This is a genomic window from Rhizobium sp. ZPR4 (assembly GCF_040215725.1).
Classification (GTDB): Bacteria; Pseudomonadota; Alphaproteobacteria; order Rhizobiales; family Rhizobiaceae; genus Rhizobium; species Rhizobium rhizogenes_D.
Map to the genome: position 1 here is coordinate 2,113,182 of NZ_CP157967.1, position 17,835 is coordinate 2,131,016.

A 17,835-nucleotide genomic window follows, 5' to 3' on the forward strand; every position below is an offset into this window, starting at 1 on the left:
AAAAACCTGGGGATTTCTATAGTACTTTCTCATATTGCAGGGCAAAATAGACAGTGATTTCAATGCTGCATTGCAGAAGGCGACATAGTATCGGCACGTTCGCCCCCTCACAGGACTTACGCTTTACCTCTTAAATCCAAATGGATTTCCCTCGCGATTTATGGAGGATTGCATTCGTTGTCTTGCGCATACAAAGCAGCGGAAAATGAAGCACGAGAACTTCTCATGAGACACACGATCTATTGCGTTCTATGCGTTCTCGCCACACTGGCGGTCGGCATTCTTGCGGCGCGTTACGTGGCCGATTCCTGGCTGCTGGCCTTTTTCGAAAGTCTGCAGACCCATATCAGCCTGTTCGCGATCCTGCTTGCCTTGATCGCATTCGCCTTCAAGCGCCATTGGTATGCGCTGTTCCTAAGCGCGGCTGGAATCATCCTGCTGGTGCACTCGGTCCTCATGCTGCAGGAATACACCACGTCTTCGCTCGTCGCTTCGGCAGAGGCAAGCGGCGGCCATTTCAGATTGCTCTCCTTCAACATCGAGGACAGCAATTTCGAAAACGGTCCCCGCATCGCCGATCTCATCATAGCCTCGAAAGCCGACGTCGTCGAAATCTTCGAGGCGGGACCGGTCTTTTCCGAGATGGACCGCATCTTGAAAGTCTATCCCAACCGCATCGGCTGCGGCGTGATGACCACCGATTGCGATTCCCTGCTGCTGTCGAAAAGGCCGTTCCAGACCCAGATGATGCGCAGCCTCGGCAGCCTTTGGGACAATCGCTTTATCCTGGCGACCATCGACATGGACGGCCAGCCCGTCAATTTCGCCTCCGTTCATCTGAGCAAGCCCTATTTCGATGCGTTCCACCAGATCGAGCTTGGTCTCCTAGCCCCTGCCCTCAACGACGTGAAAGGGCCATTGATCCTCGCGGGAGATTTCAACGCCTCGGTCATCACCCCCGACATGCGCGATTTTCTGGCGGCAACCGGCCTTCGCCATGCTTTCCCCGAGCCCGCCACCTGGCCGATTGCAGCAGGAGCCTATGGGATCACCATCGATCACGTCTTTGCCCGCGCGCCGCTTCGGCTGATATCGGTAAAGCAGATCCGCGACGCGATGGGCTCGAACCATTTCGGCTTGATGACCGAGTTTAGTGTGCCTCGGCATCAATGATCCCAGGTGTCTCGACGTAGATCAGTCGGCATCCGCGGCGATGAAGCCACCGGATTGGCGTGCCCAGAGTTCGGAATAGAGGCCGCCGCGCGCAATCAGCTCATCATGCGTGCCCTCCTCGATGATCTCGCCCTTGTCGATGACGATCAGCCGGTCGAGCTTGGCAATCGTCGACAACCGGTGCGCGATCGCAAGAACGGTCTTGCCCTTCATCAGCCCGTCCAGATTGGACTGCAGCACGGCCTCTGCCTCTGAATCCAGGGCCGATGTCGCCTCATCGAGCACGAGAATGGGCGCGTCCTTCAGCATGACGCGCGCAATCGCAATGCGCTGGCGCTGGCCGCCTGAAAGCTTGACGCCGCGCTCGCCGACATGGGCGGCATAGGCGGTACGCCCTTTCTGATCCTCAAGAGCGGTAATGAAACGATCCGCCTCCGCCCGGCGGGCCGCCTCCACCATCTGCTCGTCGCCGGCATCGGGCCGACCGAAGAGAATGTTGTCGCGGATGGAGCGATTGAGGAGCGCGGTATCCTGCGTCACCATGCCGATCGCGCCACGCAGCGATTCCTGTCGAACGGCGGCGATATTCTGGCCGTCGATCAGGATGCGGCCTCCCTCCAGATCGTAGAAGCGCAGCAACAGGTTGACGAGCGTCGTCTTGCCCGCTCCCGAGCGGCCGACAATGCCGACCTTCTCCCCCGCACGTACGTTGAGGGAGAAATTGTCGATGATGCCGCCGCCGCGCCCATAGTGAAACGTCACATCGTCGAAACGAATTTCAGGACCGGTAACGACCAGATCCTTGGCATCAGACAGATCGACCAGACCGATGGGCTCGGAGATCATCTCGGCCGAATTCTGGATCGTGCCTAGATTGCGCATGATGGCGTTGAACTGCGACATCATGCGACCGAAAAGCATATTCAGCCGCAGCACCATACTGAGCGTGAAGGCGACGCCGCCGGTAGAAATCTCGCCCATCAGCCAGAGATGGACGGCAAGCGCGCCGATGGTGGTGATCATCACACCCGATAGCAGCGCCAGCGACGAACGCACGCCTGTCAACAGCCGCGTAAACGGCATGACGGCCGCCTGGAAGCGGTCGAAGCCGTTGCGGATGTAATGGTCGTTCTGCTCCTCCCGCCCGAACAGCTTCAACGTCTGGATATTGGCATAGGCGTCGACCATACGGCCGTTCAACATCGACGATGCTTCCGCCGCATTGCGGGCATGCTGCCGGATGCGCGGCACGAAGTGGCGGGCGAGCAGGGAGAAGACGCCGATCCAGACCGCAATCACCAGCGCCAGCCGCCAGTCGAGCCCGCCGACCAGCGCAATGGTCGAGACGGCATAAATGATGATGAACCAGACGACCTGCAGCAGCGACACGACCAGATCGCCCGTCGCCTGCCCCGCCGACCAGACCTTGGTGACGACGCGGCCGGAAAAATCGTTCTGGAAGAACTCGACCGATTGTCTTGCGACATGCCGGTAGGCCTGCCAGCGCACGAGGTTGAGAAAACCAGGGACGACGACCTGCTCTTCGACCAATGCGCCGAGGCTGACGACGACAAAGCGCACGACGAGCACGACGAAGACCATGCCGAGCAACGTCCCACCATGGCCGGCAAGCAGTCCGCTCCACCCCTCGCCCGGCTTCACCTTGTCGAGGATGTCGACGAGATGCCCGACGAACCAGAAGAGCGCGGCTTCAAGCATCGCAACCGCGCCGCCGAGCGCTGCCATCGCCAGGAAGGGTCCCTTGGCCTGGCCGACATAGTACCAGATGAAGGCACTGAGCGACCGCGGCGGCCGAAGATCGCCGCTGCGGTAATAGGGGTCAATCCACGTCTCGAACAGACGGAACACGGAACGGATGAGCATGGAAGCGATATAGGGAATTTCCGGAGATCCGGAAAGTAAAGGTGCGTCATTGAGAAGGTTACATTTTCGTTAGAATACGGTGCCTTATGATTTGAGTGGTGAGCGCGAGCTAGCGATTGACCTGCAATTTCATTCAAGACCGGAGAAGATGACGAGGCGATATTGCTCAAAGTCATCACCGAGTGAAATTCATGCCTGCTATTTCCGCTAAGACCGACGCGACGTATCCGCAACATCCATCATCAACGCGCATCAGACCTCCGACGAACCGCCCGGACGTCTTGCGTGGATCGCCGCTTGAAAGAAACACATCGACTCAAGCCTTGCCGCCGATGTGCCATCCTTCCATGAGGGCTAGCGCATGAGCATGGAGTTCCTGATAGCGACCCTCATCATCGTCGCGTCCCCCGGCACCGGAGCAATCTATACGCTGGCTGCCGGATTATCGGGCGGTGCGAGAGCGAGCATAATTGCCGCATTCGGCTGCACGCTTGGCATCATCCCGCATTTGCTTGCCGCGATAAGTGGCCTTGCCGCACTCCTGCATACCAGCGCCGTGGCGTTTCAGGCGCTCAAATGGCTCGGAGTGGCCTATCTGCTTTACATGGCCTGGTCTATGTTTCTGGAACGGGGTATTTTGCGCATCGACGGTGCGCCAGCCGACAAGAGTACCGGGCAGGTGATTGCCTCGGCAATCCTGATCAACCTGCTCAACCCCAAATTATCGATCTTCTTCTTCGCCTTCCTGCCTCAATTCGTGAGGCCGGATCAGCCAGGTCCGATTGCGTTGATGCTGAAGCTGAGCCTGGTATTCATGGCACTCACCTTCGTTATTTTCGCAGGCTATGGCGTGTTCGCGGCCTATCTGCGCCGCCATATCGTTTCAAATCCAACCGTTCAATCATGGATGCGCCGAAGCTTCGCGACCGCTTTCGGATTGCTCGCAATGCAGCTTGCTCTTGCGAGCCGTTAGCTCGCAGCGTCGTCTTCCAGACTTCTTTGTTACGTTTTAGATTTCTAGAAAATAGTCGCTCAGGAAAATAGCAACTGGGGCGCCGTAGCGCCCCAATTACCCATTCCATTATTGCGCCGCCTCGACTTCGTCGTGGTCGGCGAGGAAGCCACCGGACTGCCGGCTCCAGAGCTCGGCGTAGATGCCACCCTCCTGGACCAACTCCTGGTGCGTGCCCATCTCGATGATCCGGCCCTTGTCGAGAACGACGAGGCGGTCCATCTCGGTCAGGGTCGACAGGCGGTGCGCGATTGCAATCACCGTTTTGCCGTGCATCAGCGCGAAGAGGTTTTCCTGGATCGCCGCTTCCACTTCGGAATCGAGCGCCGAGGTTGCCTCGTCGAGCACCAGGATCGGCGCGTCCTTCAGGAAGACGCGGGCGATCGCGATACGCTGGCGCTGACCACCCGACAGTTTGACACCCCGCTCGCCGACCTGCGCGTCGAGCCCCGTGCGGCCATGCATATCGACCAGACCTTCGATGAAGTCCCAGGCATTGGCACGCTTGGCTGCCTGGATGATTTCCTCATCGGTCGCGTCCGGACGGCCGTAAGCGATATTGTCGCGGATCGAGCGGTGCAGCAGCGATGTATCCTGCGTCACCACGCCGATCATCGAGCGAAGGCTGTCCTGCGTGACGCCCGCGATATCGTGGCCGTCGATGGTGATGCGGCCGCTCTCCAGATCGTAGAAGCGCAGCAGCAGGTTCATCAGCGTCGTCTTGCCGGCGCCGGAGCGGCCGACAAGACCGACCTTTTCGCCCGCGCGGATATCGAGGCTCAGATCCTCCATGACACCCTTCGCCTTGCCATAGTGGAAGCGAATATGGTCGAAGCGGATCGCGCCCTGCTTGGCGACGATCGAGGATGCCGCCGGCTTGTCGATGATATCGTGCGGCTTCGACATCATCTCCATACCGTCATAGACGGTGCCGATGTTTTCGAAGAGCGCCGAGACCTCCCACATCACCCATTGCGACATGCCGTTGACGCGCATGGCAAGGCCGATGGCAATGGCGATGGAGCCGACCGAGATTGAACCGCTGAGCCAGAACCAGATCGACAGTGCCGAGACGATGAACAGCGCCGCGCAGTTGTTGAAATAGACCGAGGCGTGGAACAGCGTCACCTTGCGCATCTGCTTGTGCACGGTATCGAGGAATTCCTCCATGCCGGCCCTGGCATACGTCTCCTCGCGGCCAGCATGGGAGAACAGCTTCACCGTGGCGATGTTGGTGTAGCTGTCGACCACGCGGCCCGTCATCATCGAGCGCGCATCGGCCTGCTGTGCGGCGATCTTGCGCAGCACCGGCACGAAATAGGCGACGATGGCGACATAGACGCCAAGCCAGACCAGGATCGGGATCATCAGCCGCCAGTCGGCCGCCGCGATGACGAGGATCATCGACAGGAAGTACGTGAACACGTAGACGAAGACATCGAGGATCTTCATGACCGTTTCGCGCACGGCAAGCGAGGTCTGCATCACCTTGGTGGCGACACGGCCCGCGAACTCGTTGGCGAAAAAGGTCATGCTGTGGCGCAGCAGGAAGCGGTGCATCTGCCAGCGCGCGATCATCGGATAATTGCCGAGCAGCACCTGGTGCATGATGAAGCTGTCGAGGATCGCGGCAAACGGCAGGCCGACCAGCACCATCGCCCCCATCCAGAACAGCCTGGGCCATTCCGTCTGCAGGAAGGTCGCCTTATCGGCATGTGTCAGCCAGTCGACGATATCGCCGAGGAACTGGAACAGAGCCACCTCGCCAATCGCGATCGACATGGTGAGGATGCTCATGGCGATCAACCACGGCAACGCCGGCTTGGAATAGTGCCAGCAGAAGGCGAAGAGGCCGCGCGGCGGAGTATCCGGCACCTCGTTCGGGAATGGATTTAGTCGGCGTTCGAACCAGCTAAACATTGAAATGCTCCAAAGACTCGACCCTTCGACCACCCACTGCGCCTAAGGATCGCACGCATATATGGTGGTCGGGCGGTAAAACGACGAGGCCATGTTGGCCGCGCAATGATTTTAAAGAAGGGGGGTACTTGCGAATACGCGCCTTACAGCGCTCTCAATACATCCGTGGCTTCACGGCACGGAGGCGCATCATTACAAACGAGTTATCCATCTGAGCCTCCTTCTTTCGCAAGTTGCAGAGCGCTTGCCTTTTAACGCGACTTTTCTTGTTTGAAAAGCGAAATATGCCTGAAAAATGGGCTGAATCCTTCAATTCTGCTTATGGGAGGCATCACGGAAATGACGGGCTCGCGAAAAGTCGAAGACAAGTCCTGGCAATTTCGCTAGTTGCAGCGCATGACAAAACTGCGCATCGCCCTCTACCAACCCGACATTCCCGGCAACACCGGCACGATCCTGCGGCTCGCCGCCTGCCTCGGCCTCGGCGTCGACATCATCGAGCCGGCCGGCTTCGACATATCCGATCGTAACCTGAAGCGCGCCGGCATGGACTACCTCGCCGCAGTCACCCTGGCGAGGCACGTCAATTGGGAGCGCTTCGAGGCATGGAGGCAGGAAAGCGGACGGAGGCTGGTCCTGGCCTCAACGAAAGCGGCGCAGCGCTATACGGATTTTGCTTACCGCGACGACGATATTCTCCTCTTCGGCCGCGAGAGCGCCGGCGTGCCTGACCATGTCCACGATAGAGCTGACGGCCGCATCCTGATCCCCATGGTCGAGGGCCAACGCTCCATCAATGTCGCAATGTCCGCCGCGATGATTTCAGGTGAAGCGCTGCGGCAGATAGAATGGTCGCCGCTCTCGGCCCGAGCCTGAATGTCGCACCCGAATAGCCGTTGGCACGCCGAATAAAGTGTGAGAAGCTTGGTCTTGGAATGCTCTAACTCAGGCAGCCTTGGCGAGGTGACCCATGTTCCAGACGGCATTCACGCTTTCCCTTACGCAGTTCGCACGCAGCATGAGCCTCCCCGAACGGCTGCAGCGCTCTCCTGCCCGCAACCTTGCTCTCGAAGGCCTGCGCCAGCGCAATCTCGCGCTCGATGCGCTCTTCTACGACGTCACGGTGATCACGCCGGAGGAAGCCTTCTATATCAGCGACTCTCTGGCTGCCGAAGGCGCGATCATGCTCGTTCCTCCAAGCGGACTTGGAGCTCTCACTCTCTGCGAAACCATCGATGAATTCGTCCTGCGTGGTGGCGCCGATGCCCGGGCGCTCGCCGTCGCCGGCATAGGCGGTTCAGCCCTTGGTGCGGCCGCCTTCGCCCGCAATGTAGCAGATGCAGTGGACGCGCCCGTCGCAGTCGTCGTTTCCGGCTACGGCATAGCCGACGTCATCACCGAAGCCTTCGGCGGATTGTTCTTCTTCGGCCATCTGAAAGGCCTGCGGCCCTTTCTCGAAAGCCTGGACGACCTCGCCGGCCGCCCCAAGGTCGGCGCGCAGGCCGAGACGGCTGCTGCCCGCACCAGTCTCGATACGAGAACCGTGCAGGCGCTTCTTGCCGATCCCCGCCTTTCCTTCCGCCTGCTGACGGGCCACTCCAAGGGTAACCTCGTGCTGTCAGCCGCACTGCATAACCTCTGGAAACAGGATGAAGGGCGGGTCACCGAACTGGCGCGACATACGAAGATCGTGACGATCGGCACCCGCATCGCCATGCCGCCCGTCTTCACCGATGTCGTCGATGTGATGGGAGAGTGGGACTGGTTCGGCGAAATCAACTCCCGACGCTTCATTCATGCCGATCAGCGCGTTGCACATGCATGGCACCACACGAACACCGATCTCGGCGGCCATCTGCCGGTGACGATCACATTGATGGAGATTCTCGCGAAATCGCCGATGGTCGATGACCCGAAGGCGGAGGAGCACGAGGCGGCAGCGCTCAGCACCGTGGCCACGCCGACAGGCATGGAGAAAAAGCCTGCCGCAACTCCGGCGCCAGGCGGAAACACGGCAACGATCGAGAAGGTCAAGAAGGCTTTCTCCGCAACCGCGAAGTCCGGAGCCCAGCCTCCATCATCCGACCCGTCGGATGATGGGCAATCACCCAAGCCGCATTGAGCAGGGGCCAAAAGGGCAAGCCGGTCGCAAGCACGGGAACGCGCCGCGGCTCAAGAGCGCGGCGCTACAGACAGCCATGTCGTTCAGTTCAATCCGCCGATGGCAGGCGCCGCATGGTGAATTCGATGCGATCCCCATCGACCTGACGCCAGCTTTCGACTTCGGTCCAATAAGCAGCCTTGGGGAATTCGTCGAACCATTCGCGCGCCTTTTCACGCGCTTCAGGGCGGCTCAGACAAAAGGTCTCGCGAACGAATTCACTCTTTCCGCCGGCGGGATGCTCCTGCCGGTAACGGAATATTCTGTTTCTCAACCCATCCAGGGGCGGCGGTCCAGGTATCCTCATGATAAAACCTCGCCTTTGAGAGAGGGAACATAATACCGCATTGTGAAATTTGCGAGTCGATTCTCCTGCGACGTTGCTGCACTGGCTGCGCCGCAATCTTGCTGATATTCCAAATCACGATACATACAGTGCGAATCGCGGGCCGCCGGCTGCTCGCACCGTCGGAGAGCATGAATGGAACGACCCAATCTTCCCAAGGGATTACCCGAGGATATTGAAGAAAAGAAAGAGGCAGCACGACACTGGTTCGAGGGCCTGCGCGACACGATCTGCGCAGAATTCGAACAGCTGGAGAACGAGCTGACCGGCCCCCTTTCCGACCAGGAACCGGGCCGTTTCGTCGCCAAGGACTGGCAGAGGGACAAGGGCCAGGGTGGCGGCGGCCGCATGTCGATGATGGAAGGTCGCGTCTTCGAAAAGGTCGGCGTCCACACCTCAACTGTCTATGGCGAATTCTCCCCCGACTTCCGCAGCCAGATTCCGGGTGCCGAGGAAGACCCCCGTTTCTGGGCGTCGGGACTGTCGCTGATCGCCCACCCCGTCAATCCGAACGTGCCGACCGTGCATATGAACACCCGCATGGTGGTGACGACGAGCCAGTGGTTCGGCGGCGGCGCCGACCTGACGCCGGTGCTCGATCGCCGCCGCACCCGGGAAGATCCCGACAGCGCCCTCTTCCACCGCGCCATGCAGATCGTCTGCGACCGCCACGCCGTCGCCGACTACCAGCACTACAAAAGCTGGTGCGACGAATATTTCTTCCTCAAGCACCGCAACGAGCCACGCGGCATTGGCGGCATCTTCTTCGACTGGCTGCATTCGACCGAAGAAGCCGGCGGCTGGAATGCCGATTTCGCCTTCACCCGGGACGTTGGCCGTGCCTTCACGATGGTCTATCCGCGCATCGTTCGCTCCAATTTCAATGAAACATGGACGGAAGAGGATCGCGACGAGCAATTAATTCGCCGTGGGCGCTATGTGGAGTTCAATTTGTTGTACGATAGGGGTACAATATTCGGACTGAAGACAGGCGGCAACGTGGAGTCGATCCTGTCGTCTCTGCCGCCCGTGGTGCGTTGGCCCTGAGACACGTCGCGCAAAACAGGCGGCGATTTTGCAATAGCAGCGTAGAGAAAGCTTCGAACTTCAAGCGCAGAGAATGAATCCAAACGATCGCGATGCGCTTGAGGCGTTCAACATTAAATGATCAGACAACGCCCTGAAATCGGCGAGAGGAGTGCCTAAGTGACCTAATGCTCGTTTCAATCGGAGGAGGTTGTAATGGCAGCAGACAAACAAGTCACGGAAGCTTCGAAAGAACAGAAACTTTCGCGCACAGTCGATAGTCCGGAGTTCATCATCCGACTGGCCGAGGATATGCGAACCCGCAGCGGGTCCGATTTGCCGCTTTCCTGCTTCATCGAGCAGGTAAGAATGCAATTGGCAGGCAAATCACCGAGCGATATCGCTCGCTTCGCGGCCGATCGTTCCGCCAGGCAAGCACCCATCACCCAATATCAATCGTCGGATTGCTTCAAATCCTGGGCAATGCCGGATTGATGTCCGGAACACCGCCTCCGGCAAGCGAGAGACTTGCCGGACGGCAGAAACCTTTTCTCATCCGTTGCGTTAAGGCCTTCATGCCCTTCGCATGAAGGGATGGGAAATTATTGAGAAATGAGGAGGAAGATATGCGACTGTTCGAATGTGGTACGCTCGTACCCGGTTGCGCCTGGCATACTCGCGCCAAGGATGACGCCGAGGTTGTTCGCCGCGCCGTCGAGCACATGCGCGAAGCGCATGGCGAAACCATCATCCGCGAAAACATGGTCGACAATATCAAGGCACGAATTCGCGACGAGGCCAACGCAGCCTGATTGGCGGCCCGGCCAGTCAGTCCCGCCAATCAGACCTCATTATGAGGCATTGGCCAAATCCTTGAGTCGGGTGAGAAGGCTCGCCCGGTTCATCGCAAAATTCGCATCGAGCCACTCCTGCTCGAGCTTGGCCAACAGCTCGCCTACGCGCGGCCCGGCGGTGACACCCGCGGCAAGCGCATCCGCGCCATTGAGCGGGAAAGCCGGCCTCTTCCATTTTACCAAACGCGCCAGCAACTTCCCGAGCCGCGCGACGCGCGCCATCTCCTCGAAATCACCCTCCGCCTTGCTCCGGGCAACGGCCAGCGCCAGCTTCAGTCGAACAGCAACGCCGGTCGGATCATGGCGATAAAGCAGGCGGTCGAAGGCCGTTTCCGAAATATCGTCCTTGACGACGGGTGCGTTCGCCCAGGCCTGAAGGTAAGCGCCTTCGGCCTTCGAGAGGCGCAGCCGCTCGGCAAGCTTGGCAAGCCTTGTCGCATCGGGAGGCACGATGGCGGCAAGCCGCAATAGAGGCTCCGCCGCCCAGCCAAGAGCCTGTTCGGCGGCGACGAGCCCGGGAATGGCGTCGATGCCCCACTTCTCGGTTTCCGGCAGCACCTCGGTCAATATGCCGATCTGGCGCATCCAGAGCAGGGCCCTGCCCAAGTCCTCAGCCGCCAGCAGCTTCTTCATCTCGGACCAGACACGCTCGGCAGAGAGCGTTGAAATCTTCGATTTTGCGGCAGCACAAGCGCGCAAGCCGTCCGCATCCGGGCGGCCGCTGCCATAATAGGCAAAGAAGCGGAAGAAGCGCAGAATCCGCAGGTGATCTTCGGCAATCCGTGTCGCCGCATCGCCGATAAAGCGTATGTTGCGCCGCTCCAGATCGGCAAGCCCGCCGACGAGATCCACGACCTTGCCATCGGCGGACGCGTAAAGCGCGTTGATCGTCAGGTCCCGCCGCTCGGCATCGGCTTGCCAATCCTTACTGAAGGCAACCACGGCACGACGTCCGTCCGTTTCAACATCGCGCCGCAAGGTGGTGATTTCGAACGGCTTTCCATCGATGACTAAAGTGACGGTTCCATGCGCGATGCCGGTTGGTACCGCCTTGATCCCGGCCGCCTCTGCTCTTTCCACGACCGTTTCCGGCAGGAGGGTGGTCGCTATGTCGATATCGGCGACCGGCAACCCCATCAGGCTGTTGCGGACGGCGCCACCGACCACGCGCCCCTCGCCGCCATCGGCATCGAGCAGCGCCAGCACCCGCTGCAGTGCCTCATCGCGAAACCAGGCCTGATCGGCAACGGACGTCATGTATAGAGCCTTTCATAAAGCGTGCGGACGATGCCCGCGGTAATGCCCCAGATCATGCGCTGCCCATAGGGCATGCGATAGAAATGGCGTTCCGTCCCCTGCCAGAGCATGGTGTCGGTCACGTGGTGGTCGGGGTCCATCAGAAAGGAGAGCGGCACCTCGAAGGCGTCCTCCACCTCGGTCGGATTGAGAGCCAGATGAAAACCGGGTTTCACCACGGCAAGAATGGGCGTGATGCGAAAGCCGGTCGCCGCCAGATAGTGTGGCAGCCGCGCCACCGGCTCGATGAAAATGTCGGCAAGTCCAATTTCCTCGCCCGCTTCGCGCACTGCCGCCATTTCCGGCGACGCGTCCTCCGGATCGATGGCTCCGCCCGGAAAGGCGATCTGGCCGGAATGCTTACGCAGGGTCGAGGTCCTGAGCGTAAAGATCACCTTCGCATCGTCGCCGCTGTCGACGACGGGCACGAGCACGGCAGCGTCCTTGAGTTTGAGATCCGCGACCTGCGATATGGTCTCGGGATTGAGGAGATGATCGCCGTGATCGCGCCAGGCAAGCTCCACCGGCCCACCGCTCTGGTGGAGCGCGCGACGGCGGAACTCGTCTGCGGAATAAAGGGGGAATTCATTCATCGAGTGAGTGCATCCAGTTCGGCAACCGGCATGACGGGAAAGATGGAGCTGCCGGAACGCACGCAGAAGATTTCCCGTCCGGCGATTTCGACCGGTTCGCCGAGCTCGACGAGATCGTACATGACCGCACGCGTGACCAGAGCCTCCAGGCGCCCGCGGACATGCAGATAGGGCTTCAGCTCGTCGTTCTCGCCGCGGATGACGAAGCGGATCGGATGATCCCTGCCCGCTTCGACGACATCGCCGACATTGGTGCGGAAGGTCAGCACGCGCCTGCCCTCGCGCTCCGTCACGCTCATCTCGACGGCCACGAACGGCGCGTCGATGACGCGAATGCCCACCTTTTCCACAGGCGTGACGAGATAGGTCTTACCGTCGTCATCCTTGCGCAGAACTGTGGAAAACAACCGAACGAGCGGCGCACGGCCGATCGGCGTCCCAAGATAGAACCAGGTGCCGTCGGCGCGGATCTCCATGTCGATATCGCCGCAGAACGGCGGATTCCAGCGATCGACGGGCGGCAAGCCCTTCTTGGAGCCGCCGCTATCGCCGGCCGCGCGCGAAATCAGCGCCGCGAGGCTTGCGGCATCGCCCGATGTCCTGATTTCCTCGGTTGCCATTCTTCTGTCCCGGTTGGTCGTTAGTCAGGAATATGACAGTTCTCACGAGATAGTCATTTGAAACGTGCTTGTCAGCCGTCTTGCTGGCGATAAGTTGTATTGATTATGAGGCAAATGTGTAACGTCTGCGAATCACGCGCACCGTTTTTCTGCCATTGGAGACGCAAATGGGCATGATCAAATCGACCGAAACGACCCTTGACGAGCAGGCCATCATCGCCTCAGCCGAAAAGGCGCTGAGCGATATCGCCCGCATCCGCGAAGAGGTGTCGAAGGTCATTTTCGGCCAGGAAAGCGTCGTGGAGAACACGCTGCTCGCGGTGCTCGCCGGCGGTCATGCCCTGCTGGTCGGTGTGCCGGGTCTTGCCAAGACCAAGCTCGTGACGACGCTCGGCGCCGTGCTCGGCCTTGCCTCCAACCGCGTGCAGTTCACGCCGGACCTGATGCCCTCGGATATTCTCGGCTCCGAAGTGATGGATCAGGACGATACCGGCCGCCGCTCCTTCCGTTTCGTCAAAGGCCCGGTTTTCGCACAATTGCTGATGGCCGACGAAATCAACCGCGCCTCGCCGCGCACGCAGTCGGCTTTGCTGCAGTCCATGCAGGAATATCACGTCACCATCGCCGGCCAGCGCTACGACCTTCCCGCCCCGTTCCACGTTCTCGCAACGCAGAACCCGCTGGAGCAGGAAGGCACCTACCCGCTTCCGGAAGCCCAGCTCGACCGCTTCCTGCTGCAGGTCGATGTCGATTATCCCGAGCTTGCCGACGAGCGCCGCATCCTGCTCGAAACCACCGGCTTGAGCGAAGCGACGCCGCAGGCCGTCATCGATGCCGAGCGCCTTCTGGAAATCCAGCAACTGATCCGCCAGATGCCCGTCAGCGACGGCGTGGTCGATGCGATCCTGTCCCTGGTGCGTTCCGCCCGCCCCGGCCAGGGCAATGCCTCGACGGACAAGCACGTCGCCTGGGGTCCAGGCCCACGCGCCGGCCAGGCAATGATGCTCTGCGCCCGCGCCCGCGCCCTTTACGAGGGCCGGCTTGCGCCGTCGATCGACGATGTTCATGCGCTTGCCGAGCCAGTGTTGGAACACCGCATGGCGCTGACTTTCGCAGCCCGCGCCGAAGGCATGTCCGTCCGCGATGTCATTTCAGGGCTGGTCAAACAGTCGAAGTCGTGACCCGGATGTCGAGGAGAGTATAGCGCGTGGCATCCATCGGACAGACCGTCAGACCGACCTCAGGCAATGATGCCCTCTCCCGAGCCCGTAGTCGCGCCGCCCTCGTGCCGGATTGCCTCGTCGAGGCCAAACGCATCGCCAACACGGTCATTGCCGGATGGCATGGGCGACGCAAACGCGGCATCGGCGAGAATTTCTGGCAGTTCCGTCCCTATACCGAAGGCGAAAGCCTGTCACGCATCGATTGGCGCCGCTCGGCCCGCGACGATCATACCTATATCCGCGATCATGAATGGGAAGCCGCCCACACGATCTGGCTCTGGGCCGATCTGTCGCCGTCCATGATGTACAAGTCGACCTATGGCCATGCTTCCAAGGAAGGCCGTGCGCTCGTCATCATGCTGGCGCTGGCGGAAATCCTGTCCCGTTCCGGCGAGCGCATCGGCTGCCCCGGCATCATGGAACCGGTTTCGACCCGCAACGCCGCTGAGCGTCTGGCGGCCACGCTGATGCACACGCCGCTTGAAGGCGGCCTGCCGCAGACGGCAATGATCCGCGGCTGGAGCGATATCGTGCTGATCGGCGATTTTCTCGACGATGCCGACAGTGTCATGGGCAGGATCGGTCCGCTGGCGCGCCGAGGCCTGCGCGGTCACGTAATCGAGATCGCCGACCCCGCCGAAGAGCTTTTTCCCTATAGCGGACGCACCGAATTCAGCGATCCCGAAACCGGCTCGAAGCTGATCGCCGGCCGCGCGGAAAACCTGCGCGACGACTATCAGCGCGCCTATCTCGCCCGCCGCGAAAACCTCGGCCAGTCGCTGCGCCATCTCGGCTGGACCTTCGTCAGCCACCGCACCGACAGGCTGGCCTCCGAAGCGCTGGTTGCGGTGCACATGTATCTCTCAGGCATGCCCGCCAGGGTCGCGTCCGGAGGCCAGCCATGAGCGGCCTCTCCTTCGCATTCGCCTCGCCGGCCATCCTCGGAGCCCTCATCCTGCTCCCCGTCATCTGGTGGCTGCTGCGATTGACCCCGCCGCAGCCGCGAGCGGAAGTCTTCCCGCCGCTCCGCATCCTGGCGAGCATCCTCAAGCGCGAGGAAACACCGGCACGTAGCCCATGGTGGCTGACGCTGCTGCGCATGCTGCTTGCCGCTCTTGTCATTCTCGCCATCGCCAATCCGATGTTCAATCCGCGCACCAACACGCTCTCGAGCAACGGTCCGCTGGTGCTGATGATCGACAATAGCTGGGCGAGCGTTTCGGATTGGGAACGCCGCGTGCGCACCGCCGATGCGCTGATCGACGATGCCGATGCCAAGGGCATTCCTGTCTCCATCTCCTTCACTGCCGAGCAAGGCAATGACGCGACGCCGGGCGCTGCGACATCGGCCCGCGACAAGCTGCATGCGATGAATCCGCGGCCGCTGGTGCCGGACCGCCAGCGCGCGGCCGACGCCGTGAAGGCGGCGCTCAACGGCACGAAGCCGGGCACGATCGCCTTCATCTCCGACGGCGTCGAGAGCAAGGAAAAGGACGATATCGTCAGCCGGCTGGCCGCCCTTCAACCGAGCGAACTGCGATTGATCGAAGGCAACGGCCAGGACATCGTCGCGCTTACCGGCGCGGCCAATACCGCCAGCAACATGACCGTTACGGCAACGCGGCTGAACGGCACCGGCCCGATGCGCCTTGGGCTGACTGCACAGGACAATCAGGGACGGCCGATCGCCGCTGGTTCGCTTGACTTCGCGGGCGGGCAGACGGTTGCGACCGGTTCAATCGCCGCACCCTTCGAAATGCGCAATGATTTCGCCCGCATCAGCATCGACCGCCAGGCAAGCGCCGGCAGCGTCTATCTGCTCGATGACGGTTTTCGCCGCCGCCGCGTGGCGCTCCTCTCCGGTCAGGCCGCCGACGAATTCCAGCCGATCCTGTCACCGCTCTATTATATCCAGCGTGCGCTTCAACCCTATGCCGATCTGACCCAGCCCAACAGCGCCGATCTGGCAAAGTCGATCCCCCAATTGCTCGCGGGCAATCCCTCGGTCATCATCATGGCCGATGTCGGCCGCCTGCCGCAGGAAACCTATGCGCCGCTGCAGAAGTGGATTGAGAATGGCGGCACGCTTGTCCGCTTCGCCGGACCGCGCCTCGCCGCGGCACCCGCTGACGATCCTCTTGTTCCCGTCACGTTACGGCAGGGCGAACGTACATTCGGCGGCGCGCTTTCCTGGGCCGAGCCGCAGCCGCTTGCCGACTTCCCATCATTCGGTCCCTTCGCCGGCATGCCGAAACCGAACAATGTCCTGATCAAGCGGCAGGTTCTGGCCGAGCCGACGCCGGATCTTGCCGAACGCACCTGGGCAAGCCTTGCCGACGGCACGCCGCTGGTGACCGAAAAACAGATGCAGGCCGGCCGCATCGTGCTCTTCCACGTCAGCGCTGAGCCGCAATGGTCCGATCTGCCGATATCAGGCGATTTCGTCGAGATGCTGCGCCGTATCGTGCAGCTGTCGCGTGCCGGTGGCGTCGCCTCGGGGCAAGGGGCTGCCTCCAAGGCGAGCGAAGCCATGCCGCCTTTCCGGCTTTTGACCGCCAAGGGTGTGCTCACCAGCGAGATCGGCAGCGCTCGTCCGCTGGAACCGATCAGCAACGGAGCGGCAATCGCCAGTTTCGACAACCCGCCCGGCCTCTATGGTTCCGAAGAGGGCTTTAGCGCGCTCAATACCTTGCCGAGCGGCACGGCACTTAAGCCGCTGGATGCCTCCGCAGCTGGTACAATCGCACAAGAAGGCCTGATCGGCGGCGAAGCATGGTCGGCAAAGCCGATCCTCTTCACCCTCGCCTTCCTCCTGCTGCTGACCGACAGCATTATCGTGCTGTTCATGAATGGCGCCTTCCCGCGCCTGGGCAGATCGGCCAGGACGATTGCTGGCGGTGCGGCGATACTGCTGCTGGCCGCCTCGCTCGCCGTGTTCCTGCATCCGACAGGCGCGCTCGCCAACGATTCCAAACCGGGCGACGATGCCATCTTCTCGCGGCTGGATAAGACACATCTTGCCTATATCGTCACTGGCGAAACGGACGTCGATCATATTTCGGAGCGCGGGCTTGCCGGCCTCTCCGATTACCTCACCTATCGCACGACGCTCGAACCCGGCCCGCCGGTGGGCGTGGATCCCGCCAAGGATGAGCTCGCCTTTTACCCGCTTATCTACTGGCCGATTTCAGCAACCGCGCCGATGCCGTCCAACGATGCCATCAACCGCATCGACGCCTATATGCGCAATGGCGGCACCGTCCTTTTCGACACGCGTGATGCCATCGACACGATGGGCGACACCTCGTCGCCGAGCCCGAATGGCCAGCGGCTGCAGCAGATCCTTGCCAATCTCGACATCCCTCCGCTGGAGCCGGTGCCTGCAGGTCATGTGCTGACCAAATCCTTCTACCTGCTGTCGAGCTTTCCCGGCCGCTATGCCGACAGCCCGCTCTGGGTAGAGGCGCGTCAGGATGCGCGCCGCGACGCAAACGCCGTCGCCACCTCCGACGGAGTGACGCCGATCATGATCACGGGCAATGATTTTGCGGGCGCCTGGGCCGTCGATGACAACGGCTCGCCGCTGCTGCCGACCGTGCCGCCGGATGAGACCCAGCGCGAATATGCCTATCGCACCGGCGTCAATATCATGATGTACATGCTGACCGGCAACTATAAGTCCGATCAGGTCCACGTTCCCGATATTCTGCAGCGCTTGGGGCAATAG

Annotated in this window: 16 protein-coding genes; 10 read left to right on the forward strand and 6 right to left on the reverse strand. The window is 61.0% G+C overall.

Annotated features, from left to right (window positions below; all coding sequences use genetic code 11):
- Positions 1-225: 225 nt before the first annotated feature.
- Positions 226-1,173 (forward strand): endonuclease/exonuclease/phosphatase family protein, encoded by a 948-nt coding sequence (locus ABOK31_RS10405; RefSeq protein WP_349955969.1) that lies wholly within the window; start codon positions 226-228, stop codon positions 1,171-1,173.
- A gap of 21 nt (positions 1,174-1,194) precedes the next feature.
- Here the strand turns inward: ABOK31_RS10405 and ABOK31_RS10410 are convergent, their stop codons facing one another.
- The gene (locus ABOK31_RS10410) at positions 1,195-3,057 is read right to left on the reverse strand and encodes an ABC transporter ATP-binding protein (protein WP_349955970.1); all 1,863 of its coding nucleotides are present in this window, start codon (positions 3,055-3,057) and stop codon (positions 1,195-1,197) included.
- 361 nt (positions 3,058-3,418) lie between these two features.
- Between ABOK31_RS10410 and ABOK31_RS10415 the strand changes: the two genes are divergently transcribed.
- Positions 3,419-4,030 carry a LysE family translocator gene (locus tag ABOK31_RS10415; protein ID WP_349955971.1) on the forward strand — a complete coding sequence of 204 codons (612 nt, stop codon included), beginning with the start codon at positions 3,419-3,421 and terminating at the stop codon, positions 4,028-4,030.
- A gap of 108 nt (positions 4,031-4,138) precedes the next feature.
- Here the strand turns inward: ABOK31_RS10415 and ABOK31_RS10420 are convergent, their stop codons facing one another.
- Positions 4,139-5,989: an ABC transporter ATP-binding protein gene (locus ABOK31_RS10420; protein WP_174180284.1), complete on the reverse strand. Its 1,851-nt coding sequence runs from the start codon at positions 5,987-5,989 to the stop codon at positions 4,139-4,141.
- 396 nt (positions 5,990-6,385) lie between these two features.
- Between ABOK31_RS10420 and ABOK31_RS10425 the strand changes: the two genes are divergently transcribed.
- Entirely contained in the window at positions 6,386-6,865 is a 480-nt protein-coding gene (locus ABOK31_RS10425; RefSeq protein WP_174180286.1) for a tRNA (cytidine(34)-2'-O)-methyltransferase, read from the forward strand.
- A 94-nt stretch (positions 6,866-6,959) separates the two neighbouring features.
- Positions 6,960-8,111 (forward strand): hypothetical protein, encoded by a 1,152-nt coding sequence (locus ABOK31_RS10430; RefSeq protein WP_349955972.1) that lies wholly within the window; start codon positions 6,960-6,962, stop codon positions 8,109-8,111.
- Positions 8,112-8,199: 88 nt separating this feature from the next.
- On the opposite strand, the gene ABOK31_RS10435 is transcribed toward ABOK31_RS10430, so the two are convergent.
- On the reverse strand, positions 8,200-8,460 hold the full coding sequence (locus ABOK31_RS10435) for a hypothetical protein (RefSeq protein ID WP_075851865.1): 261 nt from the start codon (positions 8,458-8,460) through the stop codon (positions 8,200-8,202).
- Positions 8,461-8,631: 171 nt separating this feature from the next.
- Here ABOK31_RS10435 and hemF point away from each other — a divergent pair, with 171 nt between their 5' ends.
- From hemF to ABOK31_RS10450, 3 genes are all read left to right on the forward strand, one after another.
- Positions 8,632-9,543 (forward strand): oxygen-dependent coproporphyrinogen oxidase, encoded by a 912-nt coding sequence (hemF, locus tag ABOK31_RS10440; protein ID WP_349955973.1) that lies wholly within the window; start codon positions 8,632-8,634, stop codon positions 9,541-9,543.
- A 195-nt stretch (positions 9,544-9,738) separates the two neighbouring features.
- Positions 9,739-10,017 carry a hypothetical protein gene (locus tag ABOK31_RS10445; RefSeq protein WP_349955974.1) on the forward strand — a complete coding sequence of 93 codons (279 nt, stop codon included), beginning with the start codon at positions 9,739-9,741 and terminating at the stop codon, positions 10,015-10,017.
- Positions 10,018-10,148: 131 nt separating this feature from the next.
- Positions 10,149-10,334 carry a DUF1059 domain-containing protein gene (locus tag ABOK31_RS10450; protein ID WP_075851104.1) on the forward strand — a complete coding sequence of 62 codons (186 nt, stop codon included), beginning with the start codon at positions 10,149-10,151 and terminating at the stop codon, positions 10,332-10,334.
- 39 nt (positions 10,335-10,373) lie between these two features.
- Here ABOK31_RS10450 and ABOK31_RS10455 read toward each other — a convergent pair whose 3' ends face one another.
- The 3 genes from ABOK31_RS10455 to ABOK31_RS10465 are packed head-to-tail and all read right to left on the reverse strand — an operon-like array spanning position 10,374 to position 12,885.
- The gene (locus ABOK31_RS10455; RefSeq protein ID WP_349955975.1) at positions 10,374-11,633 is read right to left on the reverse strand and encodes a CCA tRNA nucleotidyltransferase; all 1,260 of its coding nucleotides are present in this window, start codon (positions 11,631-11,633) and stop codon (positions 10,374-10,376) included.
- Positions 11,630-12,265, reverse strand: coding sequence for a CoA pyrophosphatase (locus ABOK31_RS10460; RefSeq protein WP_349955976.1), 636 nt, complete (start codon positions 12,263-12,265; stop codon positions 11,630-11,632). Before ABOK31_RS10460 ends, ABOK31_RS10455 begins: the two co-directional genes overlap by 4 nt.
- Positions 12,262-12,885, reverse strand: coding sequence for a DUF1285 domain-containing protein (locus ABOK31_RS10465; RefSeq protein WP_349955978.1), 624 nt, complete (start codon positions 12,883-12,885; stop codon positions 12,262-12,264). Before ABOK31_RS10465 ends, ABOK31_RS10460 begins: the two co-directional genes overlap by 4 nt.
- Before the next feature lie 167 nt (positions 12,886-13,052).
- Here ABOK31_RS10465 and ABOK31_RS10470 point away from each other — a divergent pair, with 167 nt between their 5' ends.
- From ABOK31_RS10470 to ABOK31_RS10480, 3 genes are read left to right on the forward strand one after another with little or no spacing between them, the layout of a single operon-like run.
- Positions 13,053-14,066 carry a MoxR family ATPase gene (locus tag ABOK31_RS10470; protein ID WP_174180298.1) on the forward strand — a complete coding sequence of 338 codons (1,014 nt, stop codon included), beginning with the start codon at positions 13,053-13,055 and terminating at the stop codon, positions 14,064-14,066.
- A gap of 26 nt (positions 14,067-14,092) precedes the next feature.
- A complete protein-coding gene (locus ABOK31_RS10475) occupies positions 14,093-15,013 on the forward strand; it encodes a DUF58 domain-containing protein (RefSeq protein WP_349955980.1) in 921 nt (306 codons plus the stop codon).
- A complete protein-coding gene (locus tag ABOK31_RS10480) occupies positions 15,010-17,835 on the forward strand; it encodes a DUF4159 domain-containing protein (protein ID WP_349955981.1) in 2,826 nt (941 codons plus the stop codon). The genes ABOK31_RS10475 and ABOK31_RS10480 overlap by 4 nt, the downstream gene beginning before the upstream one ends.